The 9,065-nt window shown below is 69.7% G+C and carries 11 protein-coding genes and 1 pseudogene; 8 read left to right on the forward strand and 4 right to left on the reverse strand.

Annotated features, from left to right (window positions below; translation table 11 throughout):
* Window positions 1-32 precede the first annotated feature (32 nt).
* Window positions 33-419 carry a VOC family protein gene (locus ABZV42_RS13400; RefSeq protein WP_355977344.1) on the reverse strand — a complete coding sequence of 129 codons (387 nt, stop codon included), beginning with the start codon at window positions 417-419 and terminating at the stop codon, window positions 33-35.
* A 71-nt stretch (window positions 420-490) separates the two neighbouring features.
* On the opposite strand from ABZV42_RS13400, the gene ABZV42_RS13405 reads away from it, so the two are divergent.
* Entirely contained in the window at window positions 491-1,033 is a 543-nt protein-coding gene (locus tag ABZV42_RS13405; RefSeq protein ID WP_355977347.1) for a GNAT family N-acetyltransferase, read from the forward strand.
* Window positions 1,034-1,126: 93 nt separating this feature from the next.
* On the opposite strand, the gene ABZV42_RS13410 is transcribed toward ABZV42_RS13405, so the two are convergent.
* Window positions 1,127-1,810, reverse strand: a complete 684-nt coding sequence (locus tag ABZV42_RS13410) for a glycerophosphodiester phosphodiesterase family protein (RefSeq protein ID WP_355977350.1) — start codon at window positions 1,808-1,810, stop codon at window positions 1,127-1,129.
* 408 nt (window positions 1,811-2,218) lie between these two features.
* Between ABZV42_RS13410 and ABZV42_RS13415 the strand changes: the two genes are divergently transcribed.
* The 4 genes from ABZV42_RS13415 to ABZV42_RS13430 all read left to right on the forward strand — a co-directional run bounded on the left by ABZV42_RS13415 (window position 2,219) and on the right by ABZV42_RS13430 (window position 6,131).
* Complete coding sequence (locus ABZV42_RS13415) at window positions 2,219-3,616, forward strand: DUF6421 family protein (RefSeq protein WP_355977353.1); 1,398 nt, start codon at window positions 2,219-2,221, stop codon at window positions 3,614-3,616.
* Window positions 3,617-3,657: 41 nt separating this feature from the next.
* Window positions 3,658-4,413: an SDR family NAD(P)-dependent oxidoreductase gene (locus ABZV42_RS13420; protein ID WP_355977356.1), complete on the forward strand. Its 756-nt coding sequence runs from the start codon at window positions 3,658-3,660 to the stop codon at window positions 4,411-4,413.
* Window positions 4,410-5,483: a low specificity L-threonine aldolase gene (locus ABZV42_RS13425; RefSeq protein WP_355977359.1), complete on the forward strand. Its 1,074-nt coding sequence runs from the start codon at window positions 4,410-4,412 to the stop codon at window positions 5,481-5,483. The genes ABZV42_RS13420 and ABZV42_RS13425 overlap by 4 nt, the downstream gene beginning before the upstream one ends.
* Window positions 5,484-5,558: 75 nt before the next feature.
* Complete coding sequence (locus ABZV42_RS13430) at window positions 5,559-6,131, forward strand: transglutaminase domain-containing protein (protein ID WP_355977362.1); 573 nt, start codon at window positions 5,559-5,561, stop codon at window positions 6,129-6,131.
* Between the two features lie 18 nt (window positions 6,132-6,149).
* On the opposite strand, the gene ABZV42_RS13435 is transcribed toward ABZV42_RS13430, so the two are convergent.
* Both ABZV42_RS13435 and ABZV42_RS13440 read right to left on the reverse strand, forming a co-directional pair.
* On the reverse strand, window positions 6,150-6,878 hold the full coding sequence (locus tag ABZV42_RS13435; RefSeq protein WP_355977365.1) for a lysophospholipid acyltransferase family protein: 729 nt from the start codon (window positions 6,876-6,878) through the stop codon (window positions 6,150-6,152).
* A gap of 185 nt (window positions 6,879-7,063) precedes the next feature.
* Window positions 7,064-7,480: a DUF4395 domain-containing protein gene (locus ABZV42_RS13440; protein ID WP_356051947.1), complete on the reverse strand. Its 417-nt coding sequence runs from the start codon at window positions 7,478-7,480 to the stop codon at window positions 7,064-7,066.
* Window positions 7,481-7,555: 75 nt separating this feature from the next.
* Between ABZV42_RS13440 and ABZV42_RS13445 the strand changes: the two genes are divergently transcribed.
* The 3 genes and pseudogenes from ABZV42_RS13445 to ABZV42_RS13455 form a co-directional block, all read left to right on the forward strand.
* Window positions 7,556-7,969: a thioredoxin family protein gene (locus ABZV42_RS13445; RefSeq protein WP_355977371.1), complete on the forward strand. Its 414-nt coding sequence runs from the start codon at window positions 7,556-7,558 to the stop codon at window positions 7,967-7,969.
* A gap of 254 nt (window positions 7,970-8,223) precedes the next feature.
* Window positions 8,224-8,733, forward strand: a complete 510-nt coding sequence (locus tag ABZV42_RS13450) for a flavin reductase family protein (RefSeq protein WP_356051948.1) — start codon at window positions 8,224-8,226, stop codon at window positions 8,731-8,733.
* A gap of 231 nt (window positions 8,734-8,964) precedes the next feature.
* Window positions 8,965-9,065 (forward strand): annotated as a pseudogene (locus ABZV42_RS13455) (electron transfer flavoprotein subunit beta); the annotation flags it as partial.

Consider the following 9,065-nt stretch of genomic DNA (forward strand, 5'->3'; position numbering starts at 1 on the left):
CATGACCCGCGGGCTCGTTCGGCCTGGGGCACTCAGGGCCGGTGGCGCAGCGGATGATCGGCCGGGATCTCGACGATCACGATCTCGGTCCCGTCCGGGTCCGCGATCCACATCTCGATCAGTCCCCACGGCTCCCGCACCGGCCCGCGCACCACCTCGACACCGGCGGCCGTCAGCTCCCCGTGGGCCGCCGTCATGTCCGCGACCTGGAGCCACAGTTTCAGCGCCGGGGAGGGCGGGATCACGGACCGACCTGCGACCTCCAGGAATCCGCCGCCGAGGAAGTACACGGTCCCGCGCTCGGGCCCCGTACCGAACTCGCGGTAGACGGCCAGGCCGAGCTGTTCACCGTAGAAGACGCGCGAGCGCTCCGGGTCGGTCGGACGCAGGAGGGTCCGGCTGCTCAGTACATGCACCATGCACCCGGAGCCTAGTGGGAGCGTTACGCTCGGGCGTGCCCAGCCGCGCCACTGATCGGAGAACCGCTGCCATGGAAACCGCCGCCGCCACCGGACTGACCTTCCGCGACGCCGTCGACAGCGATGTGGAGGCCCTGGTAGCGCTGATCGAGTCGGCGTACCGAGGCGAGTCCAGCCGTGTCGGCTGGACCACGGAGGCGGACATCCTCCAAGGCCGCAGGACCGACCCCGAGGGTGTGCGCGCGGTCGTCGAGGCGTCCGACAGCCGGCTCCTGGCCGTGGAACGGGACGGCGTCCTCGTCGCCTGCTGCCAGCTGGAGCACCGCGGCGACCACGCCTACTTCGGCATGTTCGCGGTCAGCCCCGCACTCCAGGGCAGCGGGCTCGGCAAGGTGATCATCGCCGAGGCGGAGCGGACCGTGCGCGAGGTGTGGGGCGTCACGGAGATGCACATGACGGTGATCTCCGTACGCGAGGACCTCATCGCCTGGTACGAGCGGCGCGGATACGGCCGCACGGGACGGATGACGCCCTTCCCTTACGGCGACGAGCGCTTCGGCATCCCGCAGCGCGACGACCTGCGCTTCGAGCTGCTGGTCAAGCCGCTCGTCTAGGCGTCGGCGGGAGAGACCCGCCGGGCCGCTCGGGTGCGTCCGCGCCGAGCGGCCCGTGCGTGTCGCCGCGGGTGCCGCGGCCCGCTCGGTGGGCTACGCCGTGAAGCGGCCCGTGCGCTTGATCTCGGGATAGTCGGTCGTGGCGCCGTCCAGTTCCAGCGCGCGCACCAGCCGGAGCTGGTCCTGGGTGTTCACCACCCAGCCGATGATCTTCAGGTCGGCCTTGCGGGCCTGTTCCACGACCTCCAGGCTCAGCCTGCGGATGTTGAGACACACGGTCGTGGCGCCGGCCTCGACGGCGCGGTCCACCACGTCGGTGTCGTAGCGGCTGGCGATCAGCGCGGTACGGACCCCCGGCACCAGCCGCGCGATCTCGGCGATCGCCTCGTCGTGGAACGAGGACACCTCGACCCGCCCGACCAGGTCCTTGCGGTGCATCACCTCGGCCAGCGCCCTGGCCGCCGCGACATCCTTGATCTCGGCCTGCAACGGCGTCCTGACGGCCTCCAGGACCTCTTCGAACACGGGGACGTGCTCGCCGTGCCCCGCGTCCAGCGTGCGCAGCTCGGCGAGCGTCTTGTCGGCGATCGGCCCCGTGCCGTCGGTCGTACGGTCCACTTCGGCGTCGTGCATGACGACGAGGGCGCCGTCCTTGCTCAGATGCAGATCGAGTTCGATGAGGTCGAGGCCCGCGTTCTGGGCGGCGATGAAGGAACGAAGGGTGTTCTCGGGCTCGACACCCATCACTCCGCGGTGACCGATGGTGAGGAAGTTCAAGATTCGACTCGCTTCCGTCGACGGCGGCTCGGCTCGCGCGTGGTTCCGGGAGGCGGCCACGCGCCAGGCCGCAGCCTAATGGCCTGGCTGTGCTGTGTACCCGTTCCTACGCCGTGCAATGGGAGTGTCGGATTCACACGGCGCGGCGTGCGTGCCGGTCCCGCGCCGGGCAACGGGAGCGCGCACCCGAGTGGAGCCCCCGGCCTCCTGCGTGACGAGGGCCACGCGTACACCGCCGGGCCGAGGGAAGGTGCTGTGGTGCATGTCATCGCATGGACGGTGTCAGACAGGAAAAAGCGCGGTGAAGGTGGGGGGTGCGCAGGATAATCTCCCGGGTTCCCACTTGCGTAAAGGAACCTCGTTTACATACGGTGTCCATACGCGAGGTTTTCCTGTGGAGGATGGGACATGACGGAAGTTCTTGTGCAGGTGGGTTCGGAGGAGCGGGTTCCTCCCGTGGGCAGGGTGGTGGATCACCCGGCATGGCCCGTCCTCAAGGCTGCCGTGGAGGAGATCCGGCCGTGGCAGTCCAAGGACGGCTCCATCGACTTCGCGGCGGACGGTGCACCGGCCGCCGCCGACGTCGAAGCGGTCGTGCGTCGCGCGGCCGAGGCGATAACCGAGCTCTCCCCGCTGGTGCCCCACGACGTCGCGTACCACGAGGCGCTCGTGAAGGACCTGCGCCGCTGGGCAGACGGCGGCTTCGAGGTGCCCGACTTCCTGGACTCGCTGCTGGCCTTCCAGCCCGCCGCGAACCGCGAGGACCGTCTCCAGCACCTGGTCGTCTTCCCGATGTACACCCAGAACGGCAACCTGGACCGCAACTTCGAAGCGGTCGTGCTGCGCATGGTGTGGCCCGAGTGGCTGGCCGAGCTGGAGCGCACCCGCTACGACAACCCGCTGTTCTGCGGCATCACGTTCGAGGACTTCACCGCGGGATACGACACCAACTCGGCCGTGCTCTTCCCGGAGACGATCGCCGTGCGCGAGGCGCCCGAGCGCTTCTCCTGGGGCGGCATCTTCTGCGACCGCGAGGCCGCCCGCTTCCGCGCCGTCACGGACGCGGCCGTGGACACCCTGGGCCTCGAACTCCCCGAGGACATCGCCGCCATGGTCCACGACCAGGAGCGCTGCGAGAAGGCCTTCGTGCTCTGGGACATGGTCCACGACCGCACCCACAGCCACGGCGACCTGCCGTTCGACCCCTTCATGATCAAGCAGCGCCAGCCGTTCTGGATGTACGGCCTCGAAGAGCTGCGCTGCGACCTCACCGCCTTCAAGGAGGCCGTGAAGCTGGAGTCCGAGGGCAACGCGCACGGCCGCGACGTGCAGTACGCCGTGCTCTTCGACCGGATGTTCCGCTTCCCGCTCTCCGGCGACCGCGTCCGCAACTACGACGGTCTCGGCGGCCAGCTCCTCTTCGCCTACCTGCACAAGCACGACGTCGTCCGCTGGACCGACAACAAGCTGCACATCGACTGGCAGCGTGCCCCGCAGGTCACCAACCAGCTGTGCGCCGAGATCGAGGAGCTGTACCGGGCCGGCATCGACCGCCCCAAGCTCGTCCACTGGTTCAAGGCCTACGAGCTGGTCTCCACCTACCTCGCCCCGCACCCGGGCTCCCGCTGGGCCAAGGGTCCGGACGCGCTCGACCTGTCGCAGCCGCCCCGCAAGCTCGTGGACGACGTGCTTCCGGACGAGTTTCCCCTGAGCATGTTCTATGAGGCGCTCTCCAAGAAGCTGAAGAACGTGATCGCCTCCACCAAGGGCATCACCGCGGCCGGCTCCGAGCGGGTCGCCGCGTGACCGACCGCGGCAGCGAGAACATTGCTCAGGAGGAGAAGATCATGGGGAACGGGGCTCTCAGCGGTGCGGTGATCGCGGTGGCGGGCGCGGGTGGACCCGCCGGCCGGGCGGCGCTGCTCAGGCTCGCCGAGGCGGGCGCGACCGTGATCGGCGCGGACAACGACGCGGAACGCCTGGCGGAGGCCGTGGACGCGGCCCGCTACGCGCACGGCGGCGCCACCGTGGTCGGCGACACCGTCGACCTGCTGGACCTCCAGTCCACCCGCGACTGGGCCGCGCGCATCCAGAAGGACTTCGGCCATGTGGACGGCCTCGTCCACCTCGTCGGCGGCTGGCGCGGCAGCGAGACCTTCACCAAGACGGTTCTCGACGACTGGGACCTGCTCGAACTGCTGCTGATCCGCACGGTGCAGCACACCACGCTCGCCTTCCACGAGGCGCTTCAGGCCAGCGAGCGCGGCCGGTACGTCCTGATCAGCGCCGCGGGCGCGAGCAACCCCACCGCGGGCAACGCCGCCTACTCCGCGGCCAAGGCCGCCGCCGAGGCCTGGACCCTGGCCATGGGGGACTACTTCCGCAAGGCCGGCATCGCCGAGGGCGCCGACGGCGCGACCTCCGCCGCTGCCATCCTGGTCGTGAAGGCGTTGGTGCACGACGCGATGCGCGCCGAGCGGCCGAACGCGAAATTCGCGGGCTTCACGGACGTCACGGAACTGGCCGAGTCCATCGTCGGCGTCTGGGACAAGCCCGCCGCCGAAGTGAACGGAAAGCGCCTGTGGCTGACCGAGAAGCCGTGAACCCTCCGAAGACCGACGCCCGGCGTCATCACGACCCGGCCGTCCGCGGCTTCGCCAGCGACAACTACGCGGGGGCCCACCCCGAGGTGCTCGCCGCCCTGGCCCTGGCCAACGGCGGGCACCAGGTCGCGTACGGCGAGGACGACTACACGGACAACCTCCAGGGGATCATCCGCAGTCACTTCGGTGCCGGCGCGGAGGCCTTCCCGGTCTTCAACGGCACCGGAGCGAACGTGGTCGCCCTCCAGGCGGTCACCGACCGCTGGGGCGCCGTGATCTGCGCGGAGAGCGCGCACATCAACGTCGACGAGGGCGGTGCCCCCGAGCGGATGGGCGGCCTCAAGCTGCTCACGGTGCCCACGCCCGACGGGAAGCTCACGCCCGAACTGATCGACCGGCAGGCGTACGGCTGGGACGACGAGCACCGGGCGATGCCGCAGGTCGTCTCGATCACCCAGAGCACCGAACTGGGCACGCTCTACACGCCCGGCGAGATCCGCGCGATCTGCGACCACGCCCACGAGCACGGCATGAAGGTGCACCTGGACGGGTCCCGGATATCCAACGCGGCCGCCTCCCTGGACGTCCCGATGCGGACGTTCACCAACGCGGTCGGCGTCGACATCCTGTCGCTCGGCGGCACGAAGAACGGCGCGCTGTTCGGCGAGGCCGTCGTCGTCCTCAACCAGGACGCCGTCAGCCACATGAAGCATCTGCGCAAGCTGTCGATGCAGCTGGCCTCCAAGATGCGGTTCGTCTCGGTGCAGCTGGAGGCGCTGCTCGCCAAGGATCTGTGGCTGCGCAACGCCCGGCACGCCAACGAGATGGCCCAGCGCCTCGCCGAGGGTGTCCGCGCCGTGCACGGAGTGGAGATCCTCCACCCGGTCCAGGCCAACGCGGTCTTCGCGCGGCTCCCGCACGACGTCACCCTGCGGCTCCAGAAGCGCTACCGCTTCTACTTCTGGGACGAGGCCGCGGGCGACGTCCGCTGGATGTGCGCCTTCGACACGACCGAGGACGACGTCGACGGGTTCGTGGCCGCACTCAAGGAAGAGATGGCCCAGCAGTAGCCATTGATGCATGGATATGCGGCTGTCTGGAAAGTCATTGACTTCCGGGTGGCCGCATTCCTATGCTCTGCGGGCATGGAGCTGCTCCAGAAAACCAGCGACCTGTCCGCCTATCTGGCCGCCGACGACGTGGTCGACCATCACCATCCGCTCGTCCGCGAGACGGCAGCACGACTCGCCGAGGGATCCGTCGACTCGTATGCCTATGCGCGATCGGCGTTCGAATTCGTGCGGGACACGATCCCGCACTCCGTCGATTCCGGTGATCCGCGGGTCACCTGGCGCGCTTCCGACGTACTGGAGCAGCGCACCGGCATCTGCCACGCCAAGGCCCACGCGCTGGCCGCGCTGCTGCGGGCCGAGGACATCCCCACCGCGTTCTGCTACCAGAAGTTCGAGGTGCTGCACGGTCTCGTCGCCGTACGCCTGGACGGCGCCTGGCACCGGCAGGACCCCCGGGGCAACAAGCCCGGGGTGGACTCCCGCTTCTCCCTCGACGGTGAACGGCTGGCCTTCACGCCGGACCCGGACCGCGGCGAGCTGGACCATCCCGGGCTGTACGCCGAACCGCACCCGGCCGTCGTCGGCGCCATGAAGGCCGCCCCGAGCCGGGAGTCGCTGCTGCGGACGCTCCCCGCCGCTCTCTGAGGCAGGTAGCGGCAGGGGTCAGCGGGCCTCGGCCGCGCGCACCTCTTCGGGGGTCGGGGCGGTGCCGCCGAGGTGGGCGGGCATCCACCAGGTGTCGTCCGCCCCCTTGGGGCGTACGGGATAGGCGCGCTGCGCCGATTCGAGCAGCTCCTGGACCCGCTCGCGCAGCCGCCGGGTGATGGCGCCCGCGTACTGGTCCGTCGGGGCCTCCACCGGCTCGCCGACCCGGATGGTGATCGGGGTGTGGCTGCGCTTGAAGTTGCGCGGGTGGCCCTTGGTCCACAGCCGCTGCGTGCCCCACAGGGCCATGGGGATGAGCGGGACGCCGGCCTCCTGGGCCATGCGCGCGGCACCGGACTTGAAGCTCTTCAGCGTGAAGGACTGCGAGATGGTCGCCTCGGGGAAGACGCCGATGATCTCACCGGAACGCAGCGACTCCAGCGCGTGCTGGTAGGCCGTCTCGCCCTGCTGGCGGTCCACCGGAATGTGCTTCATGCCCCGCATCAGCGGACCGGAGATCTTGTGCCGGAAGACCGACTCCTTCGCCATGAAGCGCACCAGGCGCTTCTGCGGCAGCGCGGCCAGGCCGTCGAAGATGAAGTCCAGGTAGCTGATGTGATTGCTGACCAGCACGGCGCCGCCCGAGCGCGGAATGTTCTCCGATCCCTTGCAGTCGATCTTGAGGTCCCACGCCTTGAAGAGCGTTTGGGCGAGGCCGACGACGGGACGGTAGACAAGCTCTGCCATGGACGGGGTGGACCCTTCTCTCTGCCCGGGAAGGGTTCCCCCGGCGGGAAAGTTACGCAGCCGTAGGTTTACGGCAATGCGCAGATCGTGCCCGAAGAACGGACGAGTGGCCAGCCCTGGTGCCGGGGAACGGCGAGATCCTCGTCACGTCGTCCCCTTGATCCACCTGGAGTTTTAGCTCATCTTTACTTTTCGCGTACCGTCACACGTCGCACAACCAGGTACATCTCACACCCGAGGCAGTACCCGAACGCGGCATTGAGAAACGCGGCCGCCAGCGCACACGCGGTCGCCGCCGTACCCAGCCACTGGGGTCCCACGGTCCAGCCGGCCAGACCCACCAGCGCGAAGACGAGCCCGACCGCCTGCGCGAACCGCGGGGGCTCCGGGGCCTCGAACCCCGTGGGCGGGCCGAGCCGTGGCCGTACGGCCTTCCTGAAGACCCGGCCGTACGGCGAGCGCGTCACGCCGCCCGCGGTACCCAGGGCGAACGCCAGTGTCTGCCACGCCAGCAGCCAGACGCTCCCGGTGATCAGCGTGACCGCCAGCACGACGGCGGTCACGGCCGCGCCGAACCGCGGGCCTCTTGTGTCGATGTCCATGAATCAAGCATTCCGCACGCGGGGCGCCGGACGGCCCCGGGAATCTTTGCGGTCTCATGAATGCTTGTGCAGGGGATGAACGGACTTGTGGTGTGCCTGGTCGTGCTCGCGGCGGCGAGTATCTACGGAGTGCTGCACCGGCGGCGGAGCGGGAGGGTGCGGGTGAGCGGGCGCGACGGCGGAAAGCGGCTCGGCGCGGCGGAACTGGGGGAGGCCCTCGGGCAACGGGCCACGCTCGTGCAGTTCTCCAGCGCCTTCTGCGCCCCCTGCCGGGCGACCCGGCGGGTCCTGGGCGAGGTGGCCGGCATCGTCCCCGGGGTGTCGCACGTGGAGATCGACGCGGAGGACCACCTCGACCTCGTACGCGAGCTCGGCATCCTGAAGACGCCCACCGTGCTCGTGCTCGACGCCGGCGGGCGGATCGTGCGGCGGGCCACCGGGCAGCCGCGCAAGGCGGACGTCATCGCGGCGCTCGGAGAGGCCGTCTGAGAGGCGGTCCGAGCCGAGGCGATCATGGTAAGGCATCTCCCACATGCCGGTACGCCCTTGACTGCGCCCGCCGCCTCTCGTCAGCCTGACCGTATGTCACCGCACAGCCTTCTCCCCGAGTTCGCCGACACGGACCCGCCCCGCCCCGCGGGTGCGCGCGCTCCGGGCTGTTGACCGGCCAAGGACCGTCTCCCGCTCCCGGTTCCGCCCTCGGGGCCGGAACCTCACGTCGGCTCACGCAGAAGGACAGCTCCATGACGGCCACATCCGGCCTCGGTACTCCACGGCCCGCCTCACCCGAGCTGCTGCGTTCCGTGTTCCGGCGGCACGCGGCCGGTGTGGCCGTGATCACCGCGCCGGGTGCCCGCGCTCCCGTCGGTTTCACCGCCACCTCGCTCACCTCGGTCTCCGCCGAGCCCCCGGTCGTCTCGTTCGGCATCGGCACCGGCGGCTCCAGCTGGCCCGCGATATCCGAGGCCGGCCATGTCGGCGTCCATGTGCTCGGTGAACACCAGCAGGAGCTGGCCGCCACCTTCGCCCGCAGCGGCGCCGACCGGTTCGGCGCGCCCACCCGTTGGCGTAAGGGGCCCGAGGAGGTTCCCGTGCTCGACGACGTCCTCGCCTGGCTGGTGTGCCGTGTCGTGGCGCGCGTACCCGCGGGCGATCACCGCATCATCCTGGCGGAGGTCGTGCTGGGCGATCACTCGGGGGCGGGCGGCCCGCTCCTGTACCACGAGGGCCGGTTCAACGGCCTGCGCGACTGAATCCGCAGGCCGGGGGCAGCGGGCTCGTTACTCACCGGTTCTACCCGCCGGTTACACAGCGTTGCGAAGGTCACAGTCCAAAGCGCTTGCTCAGTGTGCGTCGACTGGGTGTACTGGTGAGTAATATTTCGTTCGGAGCGCGGGCCGCCCCGACCGGGATCGGCCGCTTCAGGCGCCTATGCTGCCTGAAAGAAGGCAGCCCAGAAATGACGATGCAGTAGGAGAGCCGGCGTGAGCTTGAGGATCGTTGTCACTGTGAAGTACGTGCCCGACGCCACTGGCGACCGGCACTTCGCCGATGACCTGACCGTCGACCGTGACGACGTGGACGG

It is taken from the genome of Streptomyces sp. NPDC005281 (assembly GCF_040607495.1).
Lineage (GTDB): Bacteria > Actinomycetota > Actinomycetes > Streptomycetales > Streptomycetaceae > Streptomyces.

Bases quoted from the DNA above. Each gene is read 5' to 3' on its own strand.
- ABZV42_RS13400 (WP_355977344.1), bottom strand. From the start codon at position 419: ATGGTGCATGTACTGAGCAGCCGGACCCTCCTGCGTCCGACCGACCCG.
- ABZV42_RS13405 (WP_355977347.1), top strand. From the start codon at position 491: ATGGAAACCGCCGCCGCCACCGGACTGACCTTCCGCGACGCCGTCGAC.
- ABZV42_RS13415 (WP_355977353.1), top strand. From the start codon at position 2,219: ATGACGGAAGTTCTTGTGCAGGTGGGTTCGGAGGAGCGGGTTCCTCCC.
- ABZV42_RS13420 (WP_355977356.1), top strand. From the start codon at position 3,658: ATGGGGAACGGGGCTCTCAGCGGTGCGGTGATCGCGGTGGCGGGCGCG.
- ABZV42_RS13430 (WP_355977362.1), top strand. From the start codon at position 5,559: ATGGAGCTGCTCCAGAAAACCAGCGACCTGTCCGCCTATCTGGCCGCC.
- ABZV42_RS13435 (WP_355977365.1), bottom strand. From the start codon at position 6,878: ATGGCAGAGCTTGTCTACCGTCCCGTCGTCGGCCTCGCCCAAACGCTC.
- ABZV42_RS13440 (WP_356051947.1), bottom strand. From the start codon at position 7,480: ATGGACATCGACACAAGAGGCCCGCGGTTCGGCGCGGCCGTGACCGCC.
- ABZV42_RS13445 (WP_355977371.1), top strand. From the start codon at position 7,556: ATGAACGGACTTGTGGTGTGCCTGGTCGTGCTCGCGGCGGCGAGTATC.
- ABZV42_RS13450 (WP_356051948.1), top strand. From the start codon at position 8,224: ATGACGGCCACATCCGGCCTCGGTACTCCACGGCCCGCCTCACCCGAG.